Genomic DNA, 20,078 nt, shown 5'->3' on the forward strand with positions numbered 1-20,078 from the left:
CGAAATCCCACAAATGTGGGATAGTCTGCCGCCCGCCTTAGCAGGATAATGATACGTAACGTTAATTATACCGCAGATTCTGCAATCCACCACGAAGGACGGGAATACTTATGAAAACAGATATTGTAGTAATCGGCGGCTACGGGCATGTCGGGTCACAGATATGCCGGCTACTCGGGGCACAGCACCCCGGCAAGGTCTACGCGGCAGGAAGAAACCTGAACAAGGCCGAGGAATTCTCCCGCAGTACCGGCGGATATGTGAAGCCGCTGCGCCTGTCGGCAGAGAAGCCGCTTCCCCCAGAGCTGCTGGGGAAGGTCAAGCTGGTCGTCATGTGTCTGGATCAGCAGGACACCCGGCTGGCCGAAGCCTGCCTCCAGAGCGGCACCCATTATGTAGATGTCTCGGCAAGCGGAGACTTCCTGACTATGCTGCAAAAGCTCGACCCTGTGAAGCATAAGCTCAAGGCGGCGGCAGTGCTGAGTGTCGGCCTCGCACCGGGGTTAACGAACCTGCTTGCGGCACGGGCTGTCCAGGAGCTGGACCATACAGAGCAGATCGACATCTCGATCATGCTGGGACTGGGTGACAGCCATGGACAGGCGGCTATGGAGTGGACGGTGGACAACCTTGGAGCCGACTTCGAGATTACCGAACACGGCGGACCGCGCACCGCCTCAAGCTTCACGGAGGCTAAGACGGCGGATTTCGGGTTTGCTCTGCGGACGCATAGAGCCTACCGTTTTCCTTTTTCGGATCAGATGACTCTGCCTCAGACCCTTGCCGTACCTTCTGTCTCGACCCGGCTCTGCTTCGATTCACGGAGCATGACCTCAGCCGCAGCGCTGCTGCGCCGCACCGGACTCTCCCGTCTGCTGCGTAACCGGACGCTCCGCAACCTCGCGGTCCAGGCGTTCACCCGCTTCCGCTTCGGGTCCGAGCGCTACGCGGTCAAAGTCGATGCCTGTGGCATGAAGGACGGTATACCCGCCTCCAGAGAATACGGAATCACAGGCGTACATGAAGCATCCATCACAGCGGCAACGGCTGCTGGAGTCGCCTTGAGACTCTATGAGTCAGCACCGTCTCCCGGTGTCTATCACATTGAACAGCTATTCTCCCTTGATTCCAACGGGGAACAATGTTCGCTAATCCCTTCCGCCTCCGGCGGAACCGGGCCCTCCTTCCGTTACCCGCTGGATGGACTGACTATCTGGACGCGCTCCGCCCGGCCTTCACATGCTTAAGCTGGGCGACAATAATCACGCTGATAATCACCAGCAGGAACCATGAGCTGATCTTGCCGAAGCCGACCAGATGCCAGCTCTCGTGCTGGTCCGGGTATTGCCACGCTCCCAGGAGGGTCGCAATATTCTCGGCCAGCCAGATGAAGAACCCCACAATGGCAAAAGCCAGCACAAGCGGCATCCGGTAGGTCTTGCCCTGCACCCGGTAGATGATCCAGGTTCTCCAGAATACCACTACTACAAGGGCTGTCAGCCACCAGCGGAAATCCGGAATATAGTGGTGGGTGAAGAAGTTCAGGTAGATCGCTCCGCCCAGCAGTCCCGCAGCGGCAAGACCCGGCCAGCCGGTCAACTCCATCTTCAGTCTGCGCCAGATCTGGCACATGTAGCTGGCCACACTGGCATACATGAATCCGCTGTACAGCGGCACACCGAGCAGCTTCGCATAACCGGGTTCCGGGTAGGCCCAGGAGCCCATTTTTATTTTATACATCTCCAGCACCAGTCCAATTACATGAAACACGCAAATGACCTTAAGCTCATCCAGCGTCTCCAGCCCGCTCCGGTACATCAGGTACTGCACAGTAAGCAGAATTAGCAGAATCAGATCATAGCGGTGGATGAACGGCAGCTCGATTGTGCGGGTCAGGATTAACGTTCCAAAGATCGCTACAGGAAAGATACAGCTCATCGCCTGATGATACCCGAAGTGCAGCAGCCGTGTCATGACTCTCAATACCGTTCCCTCCCCGCTCCCGGTGCCCATTATTCTATAGCATCCGCTGTGTATTCCAGAATATCTCCCGGCTGGCAGTCCAGCGCCTTACATATCGCCTCAAGCGTTGAGAAGCGGATCGCCTTGGCCTTGCCGTTCTTCAGAATGGACAGGTTCGCCATCGTAATTCCCACCCGCTCCGTAAGCTCGGTTACGCTCATTTTCCGCTTAGCCAGCATGACATCAATGTTGATTATAATCGCCATGGTCGTCACCTCAGACTGTCAGATCATTTTCAGATTTCAGTTCAATAGCGTCTTTCAAAAGCTTCTGGAGAACTGCCGCGAACACGGCAATGACCAGCGAGGCAAAAATAAGGATCATCCCGATGACGATGATCCCCGGGGCATCATCCTTCTCCGCCATCAGATAGAACAGCGGCATACCTATAACGAATATCCCGCTGATGGCCACTGCGCAGTGCTTGATTGTTTTATCATTCCCGGCAGATGTCAATAAACCGCTGTAGCCCGGCTGACAGGGTCTCGTTCTTGCGTGTACAGACAGCAATATGGTTGCTAAGCTGAATGCCCTCCACCTGTACCCGGCATAACTGCTTCCACTCCACATAATCCCGCACAGCCAGTGAAGAGATGAAGTTGGCGCCATACCCTGCCATAACCGAACGGATGACTTCGCCCAGCCCGCTGAACTGCAGGGTCACACGCGGCGGCTTCAGGCCATAGGTTGTACAGAGCGAGACCAGACGCTCCCGGGTAGAGCTGCCTTCCTCACGCATCACGAACGGCTCCTGCATCATCTCAGGCAACGATACCGTACCATTGGCAAAGGGATGGGAAGGGGCTACTACGAACCACAGCTCATCCTCAAACAGCTCCAGCCAGTCTACATCCTCCGGCTTCTCCTTGGCTCCGCCCCCGTAAAAGGCCACATCTGCTTCATGACGCTGCAATTGTTCAAAGGCATGCGTGGAATTGGTCGTGGTAATCTCAATCTCCATCTCGGGCTGCCCCGCCTTGAACCGGGCGGCCCAGCCCGGGACCAGGAAATTCGCCGGAAGATAGGTGGCGGCAATGCGCAGCTTCCCCTTCCGTCCCTGGCGGTAATCCTCTACGAACTCCTCAATCCGTTCTTCATAGGGGAAGAGATTGCCTGCCTGCTTCGCCAGCTCTGTCCCGAAGGGAGTCAGCGAGATTCCCCGGCCGCTGGGACTACACAACGGCAACCCCAAATCCTTCTCCAGCCTCTTGATCTGGCTGGTCACCGCCGGCTGGCTGATCCTCAGCCGGGCAGCCGCCTTCGTAACGCTTCCCGTCTCGGCTACATAATAAAAAAGCCTCAGTGCATGAATGTTCATAAATGCGCTCCTATTCATGGGTTGTATTCATAACCTATGATTATGATTATACCATTAACATATATTAGTATTATGAATGATAATCCTTTATATTTAAAGCAGTTCTAATACACCAATACAAAAACACAACTAACGGAGGGATTCACATGGAAGAACAGAACAAATGGAGCAACGTAGACGCTTATTTCAATGACCGATTATTGGCGGCAGATCCGGTCCTGGATGCTGTGCTGGATGCGAATACAGGGGCCGGCTTACCGGCGATTGATGTCGCTCCGAATCAGGGGAAGCTGCTGCATCTGCTCGCTAAAATGAAGGGAGCGTCCAACATTCTGGAGATTGGCACCCTGGGCGGTTATAGCACCATCTGGCTGGCGCGGGCGTTGCCGGAGACGGGCAGGCTGGTCTCGCTGGAATTCGAGCACAAGCATGTTGTAGTAGCTGAGGATAACCTGAGAATGGCGGGGCTGGCAGACAAGACAGAGGTAATTGAAGGCCCGGCGCTGGATTCGCTGGCGTTGCTGGAAGCCCGGGGCTATGAGCCGTTTGACTTCATCTTCATTGATGCCGACAAGCCTAATAATCCGCATTACCTGAAGTGGGCGCTGAAGCTGGCCCGGCCGGGCGCAGTCATCGTAGCCGATAACGTGGTGCGTGACGGCGAGGTTATTGACCCGGGCAGTGCGGATGACCGGGTTCAAGGCATCCGGCAGTTCATGGAGCTGCTCGCCGCAGAGCCGCGTATAGATGCTACTGCAATACAGACGGTCGGCAGCAAGGGCTATGACGGCTTCGTGCTCGGGATTGTCACCACACAAAATAACCCCTAAGGATAACGAATAACCCGCAGGCAAGGATAGCAGTGCTTATCCGGCCTTGCGGGTTATTTGTTGTTGCGGGCTCTTTTTCGTACACAGGCATCTGCCTATTCCTTCGATAAGCCCTCAATCACCTGATCGATATTCCACTTAATCATCTTCAGATAGGTGTCTCCGTCTTCGCCTTCCTTAGCCAGAGAATCCGTGAAAATCTTGGAGTGCACCGGCACACCGGTCTCGCGGGAAATGGTCTCCATCGTCTTGGGGTTGACGCTCGTCTCCAGGAATAACGCCGGAATCTGCTTCTCCTTAATGATGCCGATGATCCGGTTCATTTGCTCCGGTGTTCCCTGGCTGTCAGTGTTGATCTCCCAGATGAAGGCGGACTCGAAGCCATAGGCCTGGGAAAAGTATTTGAAGGCCCCTTCACTGGTGACCAGCACGCGCTTCTCCTGCGGGACCTTGCTCACAGCTTCCTTGGCATACTGATCCAGCTCCGTCAGCTCCTTCACATACGCGGTCTGGTTATCCAGATAATACTGCTTGTTGTCCGGGTCCCGTTCGATCACACGCGCGGTAATGACGTCCACATACTTGACCGCATTTTGTATATCCAGCCAGGCATGAGGGTCAACCTGGGACTCCTTCCCCTTCTCGGTTAGGTACATCGGCGTGACCTCTTCGGAGACGGCAAACGCGGCCGCTTCCTTTTTCGTCACCTTGAGCAGATCCTGGAACCAGCCCTTGCCGGTCTCAAGATTCAAGCCGTTATAGAAAATCAGGTCTGCACTCGAGACCCTGCCTGTATCTGCGGGCAGCGGGTCATACATATGCGGGTCAGTGCCGATAGGCACCATGCTGTAGACCTCCGCTTTATCTCCGGTGATATTCCGGGTCATGTCTGCAATAATCGAATACGTGGCCACGATCTCCAGCTTACCGTCATCCGCTCCCCCCTTACTGGTGTTGGAGCATGCTGCTAGTAGTAGAATGAGTACGGATGCCGATAGTATTTTGAACAGTCTCATGCTTGCTTCAATCCTTTCCGCAGAAAATTATTCTTGGGCGATATGATGAATGAAATGCTGAACAGCGTGACGCCTACCAGCACGATGGTTGCACTTGTCGGCAGATTGTAGCGGAAGCTCACGTATACACCGATGATCCCCGAGGCTGCCCCTACTGCAGAGGCCAAAACGATCATATGCAGCAAGGAATTAGACCACAGATACGAGGTGGCTGCCGGAATGACCAGCATAGCGATGACCAGCACAATCCCAACCTGGGACAGGGAGGAGACGGTCACTACGGAGAGCAGCATCATCAGCAGATAATGATAGAAGCCGGTCTTCAGTCCGTATGCCTTCGCTACCACCGGATCGAACGAGCTGATCAGCAGCTCCTTGTACAGCAGTGTAATGATGGCAAGCACCGCCAGCATGATGATGAAGGATTGCAGCAGCTCGGATTGCGGAACGGCCAGAATGTTGCCGAACAGAATATGGGTGAGATCCAGCCCGCTGCGGGCAAACGTAATCAAGACAATGCCGAGTGCAAAGAACGAACTCAGAATGATGCCGATGGAGGTATCGCTCTTAATATTGCTGCGGCTGGTGATGAATTGAATGAGAATAGCGGCTAAAAGGCCGAACAACGAAGCGCCCAGCAGGATGTTGATGCCCAGAATATAAGACAGGGCGACGCCCGGAAGCACCGCGTGAGATAAGGCATCGCCCATCAGCGACATTTTGCGCAGAACGATGAAGCTGCCGAGCGCCCCCGAGACAATCCCGAGGATAATCGCAGATAACCCGGCGTTCAGAGCGTATACCGGAATATTCAGCAGACTGGATAAGGACTCAAGCATGAGCGGCACCTCCCGCCCCCTGGATCATTACATTGCCGAGGGATGTACCGTAAGCTCTGCGGATATTCTCCGTGGTGAAGGTATCCTGCACATCTCCGAAGGCGATTAGCTGCTTGTTGAGCAGGATGATTTTGTCAAAATATTCTTCGACCTCATGCAGATCATGATGCACCACCAGGATAGTCTTGCCTTCCTCGCGGAGCTGCTTGAACAGGTTCACAATGATGCGCTCGCTGACCATATCAATGCCGACAAACGGCTCATCCAGGAAAAACACACTAGCCTCCTGAGCCAGCGCCCGGGCGATAAACACCCGCTGCAGCTGCCCGCCGGACAAATTGCTGATCTGCTTATCCGCAAGGTCACCGATCTCCACCATCGCCATGCTGCGCTCCGCAATCTCCCGCTCCTTCTTGCCCGGACGCCGGAACAGCTTCAGGTTCGGATAAGTTCCGGTCAACACCGTATCCTTCACTGTAATGGGAAAAGTCAGGTCAATATCGTTCTTCTGCGGTACGTAGGCGATATTCCGTCTGTACAGGGCGATGTCCTTCCCCTCTGCCTTCACCGTTCCGCTTCTCTTCTTGATCACATCCAGCAGCGCCTTAATGAATGTGGATTTACCGGCGCCATTGGGCCCGATAATGCCTACCGAATGCCCGAAGGGGATATCGAGCGTCACTCCTTCCAGCGCCGAATGGCCGAAATAATCAACATTTAAACCTTTAATCTGAATCATGTCAGCACCCCGTCTCTTATTTAGCCTATCTGGCTAAATTGAACTAATGATTTTTTAGGTTTTGGAATTGGCTGTTCGCCACTTTTCCCTAAACTTAAATTTTTTAGTTCAATTTATCTAGCCTATTAACGCGTCTATTGTTTCTCGTATACACATATGTTTCCCGAAGGAAACTTTTATTCTTATGGATAATATATTTGATCATAGGCAAATTGTCAACGGTAATTTAAATTTAAATTACAGTCGTGGAGTGCTGGGGCAAAGTTCAGGGGCACAGGAATAGGTTAAGGAAAGTAGGGGGACGTTCAGGGGCTCCCAGAATGAATGTCGAGGGAATACGGGGGTTGGAGGGAACGCGGGTCTGCTCAGGGTCACAAGAATCTATCTGGTTACGGGAATTTCTAGTGGATGCTAAGAGTTTACGGACAACGGGGATGTACAGGGTCCGGAGGCATGTCCACGGGCAGGGCGTCTCCCTCTTAGCGGCAAACAGGTGGAAAAACGTATCTTAATTAGCCCACTTCAGGCAAATGCATGGAAACAAGTGGAAATAGTGCAACTAAAATAGTTTGTTTGGGCTTCTGCGGCTAAATAGGCTGAAATTAAGTGTTGTTTATACAACTGTTGTCCGGGAAGCGCTCATTCGTTCATCAGCAAGTGGAGGAAATCCACCTATTTCCTGCGGTAAACGCCACTCTACCTCGGCGCGCACATTGTGTTCGGTTTTCCGCATACATTCGGTCCTGACACACACCAACAAGTAAATTGTGTTCGGTTTCCGCATACATACAGCTTGCGTGCACCCGCTCCACACCTCCGCATAAGCAAGCTATCCTCCTGTTCACCCACCCTATCAACAACAAAAAAAGCCTAACCCGGCTGCCGCGTGCGCGGACATCCTGATCAGACCGATGGAAGTTGCTCTATTCATCATCTATACTACCATTACTATTCCCCTAGCTATGCCTCAAAAATCTCCTCCAGCACCCGCCCGTCCCCCGGCCCGAACTCCATCCCCAGAATCCGGCCCATCGTCGGGGCGATGTCGACCATCTCCAGATCGCCGATGGGATAGCCCTGCTTGATCCCGGCCCCTGCGATGACGAGATTGCAGCGGTACCCGCTTGCATCTGGCGAGTAGCCATGCGTAGCATAGCGTATACCCTCCGCCTGCAGATCGGTGATCAGCGTGTCCGCAAGCGCTTCATCGAAGCTGTAGCCCCGCTGTGCTTCAAGCATGACTTTTGCCACCGGGCTGGCGTGGAGCTGCTTCAGCGTCTCTTCCGTATATACACTCTCAATTCCTGGTGCACCCTCACGCCTATATTCATCCACCGCCGCCAAGGCCAGCCGCAGCGCTTCCTCATCCCCGGGCTGCACATGCAGATAAGCTGAACCGCCGCCGCTCTGGAAGTAGGCCCGCCACTGCATCACGCCGTCCTTCTCATAGATCAGCCCCTTAGCCTGCAAAAGGTTGTTCAAATGCACCTTGTAGCGCACGTTGAACTGACCATGATCACCCAGTACCATAATTACCGTCTCCTCCCGGATTCCGGCATCCTCTACCGCCTGCATGATCTCACCCAGCCGGTTGTCCATCCGCAGGATGACATCGTCTACTTCCCCGCTATCCGTGCCGTACATATGCTTGGTGTCATCCAGGTCGATTAGATGCATCAGCAGCAGGTTCGGCTTATGCCGCTTAATCGTATCGGCGGCGCATTTCGTGGTGAAGTTATCGAGCTGCGGCTGGGTGATGCCCTGCCTGATCCGTCCGTATTTCAGCTCCAGGCGTGCGCAGTACAGGGGACTGCCGCTTCGCAGTATCTTGAGTGCCTGATTCTCTCCTTTTAACGCCCGGATCTCTGGAATATTATACTGAATCGAGGACTTGCCGCTTACCGGCCAGAGCAGTCCCGCCGTACTCAGCCCCGCCTTACGCGCGGCATCATAGATCGTTGGCACCTGGACCGCCTCCCGGAACCAGAACCAGCGCTGCTCCTCCTCCGGCACGAACGGCTGCAGCGGATTGTTGTGATAGATGCCGTGTTTATCCGGGTAGACGCCGGTAGCGATGGTCGTATGTACCACGTAAGTGAGCGTGGGATAGACACTTCTTAGACGGTTGCTGTGGGCACCGCTGGTGATCAGCTTGGACAGATTGGGCAGGCGGCTGGCCATCTCCCAGTGATCTTCAGAGAAGGCATCATAGGAAATGACGATCAGATGCTTGGCTACTGAGGGTGGTGGCGGTTGCAGTCCTGTAGATTCCATGCTATGTCCCCTTTGGCAATGTGATGAAGATCAAGAAGCCGATCAGAAAGAGCGGGATAATCGACAAAATACTATAGCGGGCATCCCCCGCCAAGGTGGTGGTCAGAGACATCAAGGCAGGGCCGAGAATCGCCGCGAACTTGCCGAAAATATTATAGAACCCGAAGAATTCGTTGGAATTCTCCTTCGGGATGATTTTGGCGAAATAGGACCGGCTAAGCGCCTGAATACCGCCCTGTGCCGAGCCGATCAGCGCACCCAGCAGGAAAATATGCCATACCGAGCTAATGAAGAACGCTGCGATACAAGAAATAACGTAGGTGAATATCCCGGCAATAATCAGATTCCGGGCGGAGTAGGTTTTGGCCAGATTGCCATAGAGAATCGCGCAGGGAAAGGCAATAATCTGGATGATGAGCAGAATTCCCAGCAGCGTGAAGGTATCCAGGGCATCTGTGCCGAGGACGGAGGTGGCGTAGGGCACAACCATTTTGATAATCGTATCCACTCCGTCAATGTAGAAGAAGTAAGCGAGCAGGAACACAAAGACGATTCGGTGCTGGCGGATATTCCTGAAGGTGGCAGCGATACGCTGGAAGCTCCGGGCAACAGGCTTCGGCTCAGGTTCGATATAATATCTCTGCTTCACATCGCGGATCATTGGCACCGTCAGCAGCCCCCACCAGAGCGCCGTAATGATGAACCCGATCTGGTAGCCGATGGCCTTGTCCATTCCCAGCAGGAAGATCAGCAGCAGGCTGATGCCGAACGGAATACAACTGAAGATGTAGCCGTAGGCGAACCCTCGGGTAGACACCTTGTCCATCCGTTCATCCTCCGTAACATCCACCAGGAAGGAATCGTAGAAGATGTTGGACCCGGCGAAGCCGACCGCTGACAGAATGTAAAAGGCGATGAGCAGCTGCCATTGCCCGCTGTCCGGGGACACGAAGGCCAGGGAGGCAGTTGCAAGGATACCGAGCGCAGCGAAAAAAATAAAAAACCGCTTCTTCCTGTCCTTATAATCGGCAATCGTACCGAGAATCGGGCTGAGGACCGCGACCAGAATACTGGCGATGGAGTTGAAGTACCCCAGGTCCATGCTGCTGCCCACATTATCGAACATCCCGAAGATAATCGGCAGCAGCGCCGTAGTCACTGCCATCGAATAAGCGGAATTCCCGCAGTCGTACAGAATCCACGATCTCTCCTCTTTGCTTAGCTTCATCTCATCTTCTCCTCTTATAACCGATTGTTTCAGTTATATCACGCCAACATATTAAGGATGTTAATGGGGTGTAAAATCACGGGCGGTTCTGCTATTACGATTACGTCCATCATACCATAGGCCTTCTTCCCAGGTGATGACTATATCTGAATCCCTTCGTATCGGTCGCCAAGGAGCGCTAAGGGTCAGCTGACCATGAGCTTGACCAGTCGGCCCCCAGCCGATAAGGCCAAGCTCAGTTAAGGTGGTCACACCAGATACTCATCCATGGCTGACAGCAGCTCCGCTCCGAATTGGTTCTGAACCCAGGTGTCCGAGTATACCGTATCGAGATACCGTTCTCCCTTATCATGCAGAATTGCGGTGCAGACTGCGCCGGGAGGAATCTCCTCCTTAAGTTGCCGAATAGCAGCAAGCACTGCCCCGGAGGAGGCTCCGGCCAGAATGGATTCCCTGCGGGCCAGCGCCCGGCAGCCCTTCACCATATCGGCGTCGGCAACATGCACAATCCGGTCAATCAGATCCGGTCTGCGCAGCGGGGGCACAATTCCGGCACCCAGTCCAGGGAAGTGCCGCTTCTTCGGATGGCCGCCAAAAATAACGCTACCCTCTGCATCCACCGCCACAATCCGGGTCCGCAATCCCTTGTCCTTCACGTATTCTGCCAGCCCGTTTATCGTTCCGCAGGTACTGACACTACAGAATAGGTAATCGACCTGCCCCAGCTCGTTCACGATCTCAGGCATAGTCGTATCATAATGGGATAGATAGTTATTGGGATTGGCATACTGATTCGGCCAATAGCTGCCCGGGTTCTCCGCGAGCAGCTGCTGCACACGCTTCAGCCGGGCCGGCAGGAATTCCCCGGTTTTGGGATCAGGGCGGTCAATGAAATCAATGTCCGCACCCAGGGCCTTCAGCATCTGAAGATTCATCCCGGTGGTTCTGGCATCCACCACACTGATGAAGCTCATCCCCAGCTGCTTGCATATCATGGCCAGGCTGATGGCCATATTCCCGGAACTGGATTCAATAATAACGGTCCCCGGCCCGATGAGACCTTCCTTCCACGCTTCCCGGATCATCCGCAAGGCTGGGCGGTCCTTTGCGCTTCCTCCCGGGTTCATCAGCTCCAGCTTGGCGTAAACGCTGAACCCGCTGGCAGCAAACAGATTATCCAGCTTCAGGAGTGGTGTATGTCCGATAGCCGATAAAATCCCGCTGGTAAGCTGAGGCTCTGCCCGCTGCTCCACTGTCTGCTGCTCCGTTTGATCTTTCCGGTAATACAGCTTCTTGTTCTTCACCTGCCCGCCCGCAAGCTCCTCGTCATCTTCCGTCAGAATGACCTCAATATCGTCAAGCAGGTGATTTGCGATCATCAGACCAATCTCCGGGATGCATGCCCTGATCTCTTCCCTGATGACCGGAATGCAGGAGGGAGCTGCTGACCTGCTCTGGATATACACGGATAATGCATTATGGCTGACATGAACCCGGACCCTGGCCTGCTGAAGATGACGGTAGACCACCTGTTCAATATCGTAGATGCTGATTTTCTCCCCATGCTTCAGTTCACGGCCCACCCGTTTGACGATGGACTGGAAGCTCTGCCGCTCCACGCCGTCTACCTGCACGGTCCTGAAATCCCTCACCACATCATAGGTGACAAACCGGAGGGCAGGCAGCAGCTTACGCACGGTTGAGGTAAGCACGAGAATGCCTTCGCCGTTACCCAGCGGGTCGAGTCCTTCCCCTACGATCTCCGTTCCCACAGCTTCGGCAACGATGCCTTCAGCCAGCAGATACCGGCCCAGCTCATGCGAATAATAAGCAATCGTGCCGATTTCAATCGACCCGTACGTATCGGTAATATCCTGCGGCCTCAGGCCGAACAGGCGGGCCATATTCTGCTGCCACTCCCGGGAGGCGATCTCGCCGACCAGAATGATTTTGCGGATTCCAAATGCCCGGGGGTCCTCCGCAGCATATACGATATGATCCAGGATAGAGGGCATGGTGTACAGCAGGTCGGGCTGGAAAGTCTGAATACGCTCAATATGCTGTTCTACCGGCAACTCGAAGGGAATGGAGCTGTTAACCAGTCCCAGCCGTGCAAAAATGGCCAGCGCCGTATTCGCAGCATGTCCGGTCCCCATATCCGCCAGCGCCCTTGCACATCCGCTTCCCTGAAGCAATTTTTCGAACAGCCTGGTTTTGATATCGATATAATGCTGTTCATCCTCTTCCGAATAGACGATTGATTTGCGCCGTCCTGTACTGGTGCCCGAGGTCCGGTAGACGGCAAGAGAAGCATCGGGTTCGTTATTATAATAATGAGTATCCAGCAGATCCGAAGTCATAAGGGGAAGATGCTCCAGACTGTAATTCACGTGCTCATTGCCGATAAGATCCTTGTACCAGGGGAAGTACCTGATTACTTCGTTTACTTTATCCCGCCACTGCTCCGCCATTCCTTTCGACGCCTCCCGCACCGGTTGCCTGAACGCAGCCTCCCGGATGAATACCTTCAATAATCTATGTAATCATCTGCCTGTGTGTTCAGCCCCGGGGCATCCGCCCAAGCCAAATCCGGCTCTGTACCGTACTATAGCCTATTAGAGTCCATAGAACGGGGGATTAGCATGAAGGAGCAAATCAGCCGAATATCCAATAAATTAACGAAGACAACGATACTGGCGAAGAAGTCTGAATTAAAGCGGCATATCCCGGAGACCCGAAAACTAAGCCGGAGAGTACTCCAGGCCATGCTGCAAAATCATCAGATGGTCTATATGAAGCCCTGCTGCGGCTCGTTAGGCGAAGGGGTCATAAGGGTTGAACAGCGGATACTGCGGAGCAATAGCGCCGCTGGCGGAAGCGGGGCTGATTCGGGGAACGCGCGGTCCTACCGCTATCAGGCAGGGACAAGGATAAGCACATTCGGTAATTATAACGAGGCCTATCAGTCCCTCCTGGCGGAGACCCGGGGCAGGTCCTATCTGGTACAAAAGGGCATCCGGCTGCTGACTTACGGCGGACGGCCTTTTGATATCCGTGTGATGGTGCAGCGTAATCTTCAGGGGAAGTGGGAGGCTACAGGAGCGGCGGGACGCGTGGCGCATCCGCAGAAGGTGGTTACGAATGGCAGCCAGGGCGGAACCATCTATCCGGTGGAGACGCTGCTGAAGGCTTACACCCGTTCCGAGAAGCGCAAGACTCTGCTTGCCCAAATGTACGGACTTGGCGTGAAGTGCGCCATCCAGTTAAGCTCTGCCTATCCCGGACTTAAGGAAATCGGCCTGGATGTGGCCTTGGACCGGCGGCTGACTCCCTGGATTCTGGAAGTGAACACCGCCCCTGATCCCTGCCCGTTCACCAAGCTGAAGGATACCCGGATGCTGGACCGGATCGTGAGATACGGCAAAGCCTACGGGCGTACGTACAATCTGAAGTGCCGGAAGGCCAAGAGAGGCGTGTAGGTACAGCATGCCCCATCCTTGCGCCCGGCCTCCCGGCCGAGCGCAAGCTTCAGTGCTCTTCCCGGTAAGCGCCCGGGGTGCTGCCGGTGTATTTTTTGAACACCTTGTTGAAGTAATGCTTGTTCTCATACCCGACCCGGCGTCCGATCTCGACTATCGGCAGATCCCGGTGGAGGCTCAGCAGCTTCTGCGCTTCCTTGATCCGGGTGGTATTCAGGTAATTGACAAAGGTATCACCCGTGACCTTCTTGAACAGGCTGCTGATGTAATTCGGATGAAGGTTCATCAGCTCGGCCAGATGATCCAGGGACAGGTCATTCATATAATTCAGCCGGGTATAGGCAAGAATCCGCTTGGCATGAGGCGGACAGTCCGTACTGTCCAGGGAGGGAAGATTCCGGTTCACCTGACTCAGCAGCCGGGCTACCTCCTCCTTATCCACCGGCTTCAGCAGGTAGTCCACTACCCCGTAGCGGAGCGCCCGGCGGGCATATTCGAAGTCATCATGTCCGGTAAGAATAATGAAGCGCTCACATAAACCGTTCTCCTTCGCCTCCTCCATCATCTCGAACCCGTTTTTCTCCGGCATATGCAGATCGGTTACCGTCACATCCGGCATGTATTCCTTCATAATCTGAAGCGCCTCGAAGGCGTCACCGGCCTCGCGGATCTCAGCCCCGACCGGCGCGGCTCCGCCAATCACCTTCACCAGCCCTCCAAGGATAATCGGCTCATCGTCTACGATCAGAATTCTCATGCTTGCTCTGCCGCCCCTTTCGATAGGATGATGGTCAGGCAGGTCCCCTTGCCCTCCTCACTCTCAAGAACCAGCCGTGAGGTCCCGCCATAAAATGATTTAATTCGCTCGCTGACATTATACAGGCCCACGCCTCCCTCCGCCTCTTCCTGAGTCTTCACCTCTTCCCCCCGGGATAACCGAGCTTGAATAAGCCGCACCTGGTTCTCAGGAATGCCAATGCCGCTGTCGGATACGCTGATTCGGATCTCCTCTGCCGTCTCCTGCGCTTGAATCAGGATATGGACCGGCCGCAGCGTCACAGCAGCTCCGTGAATAATACTATTCTCGACCAGCGGCTGGAGAATGAATCTTGGACAGATCAGGGTCTTCGCAGCCACAGCGATATCGACCTCATAGGTAAGTCTTTTTTGCAGCCGCATTTTGTGAATATTGAGGTAGAAGACCACGGTCTCAAGCTCCTGGGAGAGAACGGTATGATCGTCCTGGGCGGACAGGCTGTAGCGCATCAGCTTACCGAACCAGTAAGAGATCTCCGCCACTTCCTTGTCGTTGTTCGATTCAGCCAGCATGCGGATGGTCTCCAGCGTATTATAGAGAAAATGCGGCTTGATCTGGGCCTGTAGCACCTTATAAGCGGCTTCCTTATTGCGCAGCTCGGCCCGGTGAACATTGTTGATCAGCTCATCCATACGCAGGAGCATCGAATTATAAGTCTCAGTCAGGAAGCTGATCTCATCTCTGCGGCCCGGCTTATCTTCCTTGCTGATGGACTGCTTCAGATTATCATCATTCAGGTTGCGCATATGTCTGGCGAGCCGGAGTACGCGCTTCGTAATCGTTGATGCGAGTGTGTAATAGGCGAATGACAATAACGCAAGCAGCACCGCGAATGTCGTAATCATCACCAGCTCCTGGCTCCGGATCGAGCGGAACACCTCGGATACCTTGCCGATGACGGCGACACGTACGCCCAGTTCCTTCATATATAGCTGATTAACAATGACCTCCCGGTTGATAAAATAGGTCTGCGCTTCTCCCGAAGTCAGTCTTCTCCAGGTGGCATCGTCCACCGCTGCGGGGATACCTTCCCGCTCCAGCGGCCCGCCCTCTGCCGGCAGAAGCAGCGCGGTCCAATCCCCTCCGCCTGTCGCCCGGTAGAATTTGCGGATCAGCTCACTGCCGACCCGCAGCTCCAGCAATCCCACAATCTCGGTAAAGTCATTGTTATATATTTTCTGGTAGAATACCAGCGGGGGCGCTTCCACCTCAGGATCGGGAATGATCCACTTGCCCTGTCCCGGCCGCAGCATACGGGTAGCCTCGGCACCCTGTTCATCCAGCGCCGATAGTTCGAGCAGCCGGTCAGTAATGGGCAGCACGCCCTGCTTGGTTATATAGATTCTGAACGTGTCGATCTCAGGACTGATATTAAGCGATTGCAGAATCACCGGATTGATATAACGGTTATAGGCATATATGCTCTCTGAGTCCGTCTCATAGCTGCCGTCCAGATAGTCAGTGACATACGGGTTGTACTGCAGCATACGCTGGGTGGAATCAATCCGGGCCAGATCCGCCTTCATATTGGCATAGGCCTGCTCCAGTATCTTTTGACGGCTCTCCACAAACTGGCTGCTTACACTGTCATAGATCTTACTATAATAATAGTAGCCAAACGTAACTACAGGAATAAAAATCAGAAAGATATATCCTACTATCATCTTGCGTACGATGCTCACGGCAGTCTGTCCCTCCGGTGCCCGACTTGTGTTCTCTAATCCTACCATGAACATGTAAAACCCGGTAGAGACAGGTCTCTACCGGCAGGAATTCGCTTACTTGAACAGTTCTTTCTTCTTCTGATAGGTCGCATTCGCCCAGTCGGTCAGCTTCTGCAGGCCGATGTTCTCTGCGTTCTTCAGCATATTCTCATAGGCTGCTACTGCGGCTTCCTCCGATTCAGCCAGATAGATTTTGACCTTCTCATTCTTGACCATCTCATCGATCTTGGTCTTAATGGTCTTCTCCTGTGAATCCGGCTGGGTCTGGATCAAGCCGAGCTCCGGCTTGTAGATACGGACCGCCTTCAGTTCCATCAGCGCCTGGGTCTTCTGCAGCTCAGGAACATAGGACAGCATACCTTCGGTAACCCCATCGTTATAGAGATACCACCATTTAATCCCGTTGCTGTTCACGAAATCAGCGTCGGACGGATTATATTTGAAGTCGGGGTGACCCTCCTCATTCCAGGTCCAGTGTACTCCTTCAACTCCGAACATCGTCAGCTTCTTGCCTTCATCGCTCGCCAGATACTGAAGGAATTTGATGGAGGCCTCCGGGTCCTTATTCTTCTTGGTGATGAAGGTTCCGGAGAAGCCGAGTCCTGAGCTGACTACCTTGGCATCCTTCGACAATACGCTTGGCAGCATCTTGAAGGAGAAGTTCCCCTGATTGCTCTTGATCTTGATGTTATCGGTATCTGCCGTGGATACCGTATGGCTATGGGCGAAAGCTTTGCCGCCCGTAGCATATTGATCATCAATCTGGTCATTGGCCAGTGCGAAATTCTCAGCCAGGATATAGCCATTGCGGTACAGGCTATTCATGAACTTGAAGAAGTCCAGCATTTTGGGCTGTCTGATCGCATATTCCACCTTGCCGTCCTGTTCATACCAGCCGTCGAGCAGGGTCTCCGTACCGAACTGGGCCAGGAAATACTGTTCGATCCAGTCCTTGTCCATGATCAGCGGGACCATCTCGGGATATTTCTCCTTGACCATGCCCAGCACCTTGACGAAATCATCCAGGGTCTTGATTGGCGGATTCCCCAGCTCCTTCAGAATATCCTCCCGGACCGCGATGCCCGGGTTGCCGTCGCTGCCTAACGAATATTTACTATTCTTCATCTCCTCCTGGGTCGCAAAGGAGTTCCGCACGGTATAGAACTTGCCGTCATCCATGGTATGAATGGCAATCCGGGTCTTGTCAATCTTGAAATCCGGCGCATATTTCTCAATCAGCTCATTCCAGGAATACGACAGCTTCGAGTCGGATAACCGGTCTATGTTGGAAGAGGTGAACACCAGGTCCGGCAGGTCACCGGAGGCAATCATCAGCGGAAGCTGCTTATCATCGGTAGCGACCGTAACCTTCAGCTTCACTCCTGTCTTCTCGGTAATCATGTCGGCGACCGGGCCCTTCCATTCCGTAACCGGGTACCACGACGCATCGATGAAGAGGCTTAACTCCTTCACCTGTCCGGGCTTGGCCGGCGCATTCCCGCCTGCTGCGGCGTCCGGGCTGCCGGACGGGGCGGGCTGACCGGTATTTCCCCCGTTACCGCCGCAGGCGGATAACACGACGGCCATTGAGAGTGCGGCTGCAACGATCTTGAAGCTTCTGCTTTTGTTCAAGCTAATCCCTCCATGATTGAATTAATGAGCTGTATGAGCAATGGAACATTTGAACACTGAAGCACTGGCCTAGCCTTTTACTGAGCCTAGCATGATGCCATGTACGAAATACTTCTGCAGGAACGGGTACACACAGATAATGGGAACAATCGACACCACCATTGAAGTGACCTGTAAGGAGAAGCTGGTCACACCCGCCGAGGCACTGTTGGCTACCGCCAGCGAATCCATCGGAGAGTTGCTCTTGTTAATGACCTCCATCATGCGGAAGGCCAGCGTACGCAGCTCCTCGGACTGGACGAAATAAGCCGAATCCAGCCAGGAATTCCATTGCCCGACCCCCATGAACAAGGCCATAGTTGCCAGCACCGGCGTTGAGACCGGCAGGATGATGCGGAAGAATATCGTAAGCTCACCGGCCCCGTCTATATGCGCAGATTCTTTTAGCTCAGCGGGAATTTCACGGAAGAACGAGATCGCAATGAGCAGGAAGAACGTGCTGAGCATAGACGGGATAATGTACACTGCAAAGGAATTTAACAAGCCTAGTGAACGCAGGACTACATAATAAGGGATCAGCCCGCCGGAGAAGTACATGGCGAATACGATCACTGTGAAATAGACCTTGCTGAATAACAGATCTCTATGGGATAGACCGTAAGCGACGATGCTGGTGAGCAGCAGTCCGAGCAAGGTGCCGGACACCGTCCGCAGTACGGAGATCAGGAACGCCTTCACCCACTTGGGATCATCCATGAACACCCGGTAATTCTCCAGGGTAAAGTTCCGGGGCCACAGATACACACCGCCCAGCAGCGAGTCCGAGCCTTTATTGAAGGAAGCAATTAACACATAATAGAACGGATACAGCATCGTGAGCATAATAATGAACAATACCACATAGATCACGCTGTCAAAAACCAAATCCTTCTGCCGCTGACTCTTCAGCATAGCCTTCCCTCCTCTCTCTAAAACAGACTGGAGCCTGATACCCGCTTGGCAATATAGTTACTGGAGAATATCAGCGCTACCGAAATCACCGATTGAATTAAATCTATCGCCGCTGCATAGGAGAACCTCCCGTCGCTTAACCCCACCCTGAATGCGTAGGTCTGGACAATCTCAGAGGTTGGATTATTGATACTGTTGCCTAACAGGTAGGCCTGCTCAAAGTTGGAGCCGACCAGTCCGCCGCCGAGAATACTCCCGATGGTCAGCACCAGCACAACAACGATAGTTCCCTTCATCCCCGGCAGGGTGATATAACGGATTCGCGCCAGCCTTCCGGCACCGTCAATCTCAGCAGCCTCATACTGGGAAGGACTGATCCCCGATATTGCCGCCAGAAAAATAATCGTCCACCAGCCCATCTCCTTCCACACCGCACTCCCTACCGCCAGCCCCCAAAAGTAATTCGGACTGGTCAGGAAGGCCAGCGGCTCATCCGTGAATCCCATCGCCATCAGCGCCTTATTGACCACACCGACATCGGCGGACAGGAAGGCATAGGATACGCCAACCACGACCACCCAGGAGATAAAATGCGGCAGATAGCTGATTGTCTGCACAAACCGCTTGAAGGCCATGTGCTTCACTTCGTTCAGCATGATCGCCAGCAGGATCGGCGCCGGGAAGGCGAAGATGACCTTCAGCAGACTAAGGACCAGCGTGTTGCGGACCAGCTTGCCGAATTGATAGTCATGGACGAATTCATCGAAATACCTCAGCCCGACCCAATCGCTGGTGAAGATTCCTTTGATGCCGCTGGAGATGCTGTAATCCTTGAACGCCATCAGTATGCCGAACATCGGAGTATACGCGAAGATCAGCAGATAGATCATGCCTAGCCCGACGAACAAATGCAGTACTTTCTGTTTTTTAAACCGCTTCCATAATATCGACCGCCGGCCGCCGCCGGTTCCGAGACTTCTTGGCTGTGTTTCCAATTCCATATGCGCTCCTCCCTTGTACCTTTAGTTTACCTGCAAGCCCGGGGACGGCGTAAGCCAACATTCTTAAGAAAGCGTTGTCATTTTTGAATACGCTTCCTTTGTTTATTTGTTGTATTCGTCTTATAGTATAGAAGACAGACTTAAGATTTGAACTTGAAGCTTGGTCGTCACTGCGGTGAACATTTGGACTTCCGGCCGCTGTTGTATT

The 20,078-nt window shown here is 53.7% G+C and carries 17 protein-coding genes and 1 pseudogene; 3 read left to right on the forward strand and 15 right to left on the reverse strand.

Annotation, left to right across the window (positions count from 1 at the left end; translation table 11 throughout):
- The first annotated feature begins 110 nt into the window (after positions 1–110).
- Positions 111–1,247: a saccharopine dehydrogenase family protein gene (locus J2Z70_RS18445; protein ID WP_209875705.1), complete on the forward strand. Its 1,137-nt coding sequence runs from the start codon at positions 111–113 to the stop codon at positions 1,245–1,247.
- Here J2Z70_RS18445 and J2Z70_RS18450 read toward each other — a convergent pair.
- From J2Z70_RS18450 to J2Z70_RS18465, 4 genes and pseudogenes are all read right to left on the reverse strand, one after another.
- Positions 1,210–1,983 carry a DUF817 domain-containing protein gene (locus tag J2Z70_RS18450; protein ID WP_209875706.1) on the reverse strand — a complete coding sequence of 258 codons (774 nt, stop codon included), beginning with the start codon at positions 1,981–1,983 and terminating at the stop codon, positions 1,210–1,212. The two genes, J2Z70_RS18445 and J2Z70_RS18450, sit on opposite strands and share 38 nt — an antisense overlap.
- Positions 1,984–2,012: 29 nt before the next feature.
- Entirely contained in the window at positions 2,013–2,228 is a 216-nt protein-coding gene (locus J2Z70_RS18455) for a helix-turn-helix domain-containing protein (protein ID WP_036729893.1), read from the reverse strand.
- Positions 2,229–2,238: 10 nt separating this feature from the next.
- Positions 2,239–2,457, reverse strand: a pseudogene (locus J2Z70_RS18460) (DUF2975 domain-containing protein); the annotation flags it as partial.
- Position 2,458: 1 nt separating this feature from the next.
- A complete protein-coding gene (locus tag J2Z70_RS18465; protein WP_209875707.1) occupies positions 2,459–3,340 on the reverse strand; it encodes a LysR family transcriptional regulator in 882 nt (293 codons plus the stop codon).
- 146 nt (positions 3,341–3,486) lie between these two features.
- On the opposite strand from J2Z70_RS18465, the gene J2Z70_RS18470 reads away from it, so the two are divergent.
- Positions 3,487–4,170 carry an O-methyltransferase gene (locus J2Z70_RS18470; RefSeq protein ID WP_036729898.1) on the forward strand — a complete coding sequence of 228 codons (684 nt, stop codon included), beginning with the start codon at positions 3,487–3,489 and terminating at the stop codon, positions 4,168–4,170.
- Between the two features lie 95 nt (positions 4,171–4,265).
- On the opposite strand, the gene J2Z70_RS18475 is transcribed toward J2Z70_RS18470, so the two are convergent.
- From J2Z70_RS18475 to sbnA, 6 genes are all read right to left on the reverse strand, one after another.
- Entirely contained in the window at positions 4,266–5,186 is a 921-nt protein-coding gene (locus tag J2Z70_RS18475; protein ID WP_036729901.1) for a metal ABC transporter substrate-binding protein, read from the reverse strand.
- Entirely contained in the window at positions 5,183–6,025 is an 843-nt protein-coding gene (locus tag J2Z70_RS18480; RefSeq protein WP_209875708.1) for a metal ABC transporter permease, read from the reverse strand. The genes J2Z70_RS18475 and J2Z70_RS18480 overlap by 4 nt, the downstream gene beginning before the upstream one ends.
- Positions 6,018–6,761, reverse strand: a complete 744-nt coding sequence (locus J2Z70_RS18485; RefSeq protein WP_209875828.1) for a metal ABC transporter ATP-binding protein — start codon at positions 6,759–6,761, stop codon at positions 6,018–6,020. Before J2Z70_RS18485 ends, J2Z70_RS18480 begins: the two co-directional genes overlap by 8 nt.
- Positions 6,762–7,724: 963 nt before the next feature.
- Complete coding sequence (locus tag J2Z70_RS18490) at positions 7,725–9,038, reverse strand: alkaline phosphatase family protein (RefSeq protein WP_209875710.1); 1,314 nt, start codon at positions 9,036–9,038, stop codon at positions 7,725–7,727.
- 1 nt (position 9,039) lies between these two features.
- The gene (locus tag J2Z70_RS18495) at positions 9,040–10,266 is read right to left on the reverse strand and encodes an MFS transporter (RefSeq protein WP_209875712.1); all 1,227 of its coding nucleotides are present in this window, start codon (positions 10,264–10,266) and stop codon (positions 9,040–9,042) included.
- A gap of 248 nt (positions 10,267–10,514) precedes the next feature.
- Positions 10,515–12,797 (reverse strand): 2,3-diaminopropionate biosynthesis protein SbnA, encoded by a 2,283-nt coding sequence (gene sbnA / locus J2Z70_RS33900; RefSeq protein ID WP_342593025.1) that lies wholly within the window; start codon positions 12,795–12,797, stop codon positions 10,515–10,517.
- Positions 12,798–12,908: 111 nt separating this feature from the next.
- Here sbnA and J2Z70_RS18505 point away from each other — a divergent pair, with 111 nt between their 5' ends.
- On the forward strand, positions 12,909–13,745 hold the full coding sequence (locus J2Z70_RS18505) for a YheC/YheD family protein (protein ID WP_209875714.1): 837 nt from the start codon (positions 12,909–12,911) through the stop codon (positions 13,743–13,745).
- A gap of 49 nt (positions 13,746–13,794) precedes the next feature.
- Here the strand turns inward: J2Z70_RS18505 and J2Z70_RS18510 are convergent, their stop codons facing one another.
- From J2Z70_RS18510 to J2Z70_RS18530, 5 genes are all read right to left on the reverse strand, one after another.
- Positions 13,795–14,502 carry a response regulator transcription factor gene (locus tag J2Z70_RS18510; protein WP_209875715.1) on the reverse strand — a complete coding sequence of 236 codons (708 nt, stop codon included), beginning with the start codon at positions 14,500–14,502 and terminating at the stop codon, positions 13,795–13,797.
- Positions 14,499–16,244, reverse strand: a complete 1,746-nt coding sequence (locus tag J2Z70_RS18515; RefSeq protein WP_209875717.1) for a sensor histidine kinase — start codon at positions 16,242–16,244, stop codon at positions 14,499–14,501. Before J2Z70_RS18515 ends, J2Z70_RS18510 begins: the two co-directional genes overlap by 4 nt.
- Positions 16,245–16,340: 96 nt before the next feature.
- Complete coding sequence (locus J2Z70_RS18520; RefSeq protein ID WP_235192010.1) at positions 16,341–17,918, reverse strand: extracellular solute-binding protein; 1,578 nt, start codon at positions 17,916–17,918, stop codon at positions 16,341–16,343.
- A 69-nt stretch (positions 17,919–17,987) separates the two neighbouring features.
- A complete protein-coding gene (locus J2Z70_RS18525; protein ID WP_036729917.1) occupies positions 17,988–18,869 on the reverse strand; it encodes a carbohydrate ABC transporter permease in 882 nt (293 codons plus the stop codon).
- Between the two features lie 17 nt (positions 18,870–18,886).
- On the reverse strand, positions 18,887–19,870 hold the full coding sequence (locus tag J2Z70_RS18530; RefSeq protein WP_036729919.1) for an ABC transporter permease: 984 nt from the start codon (positions 19,868–19,870) through the stop codon (positions 18,887–18,889).
- Positions 19,871–20,078 lie beyond the last annotated feature (208 nt).

The sequence above is a fragment of the Paenibacillus silagei genome (assembly GCF_017874735.1).
Lineage (GTDB): Bacteria > Bacillota > Bacilli > Paenibacillales > Paenibacillaceae > Paenibacillus_AQ > Paenibacillus_AQ silagei.

What these genes read in the sequence shown, in the direction of transcription:
- J2Z70_RS18445 (WP_209875705.1), top strand. Translation starts at nt 111, where the DNA reads ATGAAAACAGATATTGTAGTAATCGGCGGCTACGGGCATGTCGGGTCA.
- J2Z70_RS18455 (WP_036729893.1), bottom strand. Translation starts at nt 2,228, where the DNA reads ATGGCGATTATAATCAACATTGATGTCATGCTGGCTAAGCGGAAAATG.
- J2Z70_RS18465 (WP_209875707.1), bottom strand. Translation starts at nt 3,340, where the DNA reads ATGAACATTCATGCACTGAGGCTTTTTTATTATGTAGCCGAGACGGGA.
- J2Z70_RS18470 (WP_036729898.1), top strand. Translation starts at nt 3,487, where the DNA reads ATGGAAGAACAGAACAAATGGAGCAACGTAGACGCTTATTTCAATGAC.
- J2Z70_RS18475 (WP_036729901.1), bottom strand. Translation starts at nt 5,186, where the DNA reads ATGAGACTGTTCAAAATACTATCGGCATCCGTACTCATTCTACTACTA.
- J2Z70_RS18480 (WP_209875708.1), bottom strand. Translation starts at nt 6,025, where the DNA reads ATGCTTGAGTCCTTATCCAGTCTGCTGAATATTCCGGTATACGCTCTG.
- J2Z70_RS18490 (WP_209875710.1), bottom strand. Translation starts at nt 9,038, where the DNA reads ATGGAATCTACAGGACTGCAACCGCCACCACCCTCAGTAGCCAAGCAT.
- J2Z70_RS18495 (WP_209875712.1), bottom strand. Translation starts at nt 10,266, where the DNA reads ATGAAGCTAAGCAAAGAGGAGAGATCGTGGATTCTGTACGACTGCGGG.
- J2Z70_RS18505 (WP_209875714.1), top strand. Translation starts at nt 12,909, where the DNA reads ATGAAGGAGCAAATCAGCCGAATATCCAATAAATTAACGAAGACAACG.
- J2Z70_RS18510 (WP_209875715.1), bottom strand. Translation starts at nt 14,502, where the DNA reads ATGAGAATTCTGATCGTAGACGATGAGCCGATTATCCTTGGAGGGCTG.
- J2Z70_RS18525 (WP_036729917.1), bottom strand. Translation starts at nt 18,869, where the DNA reads ATGCTGAAGAGTCAGCGGCAGAAGGATTTGGTTTTTGACAGCGTGATC.
- J2Z70_RS18530 (WP_036729919.1), bottom strand. Translation starts at nt 19,870, where the DNA reads ATGGAATTGGAAACACAGCCAAGAAGTCTCGGAACCGGCGGCGGCCGG.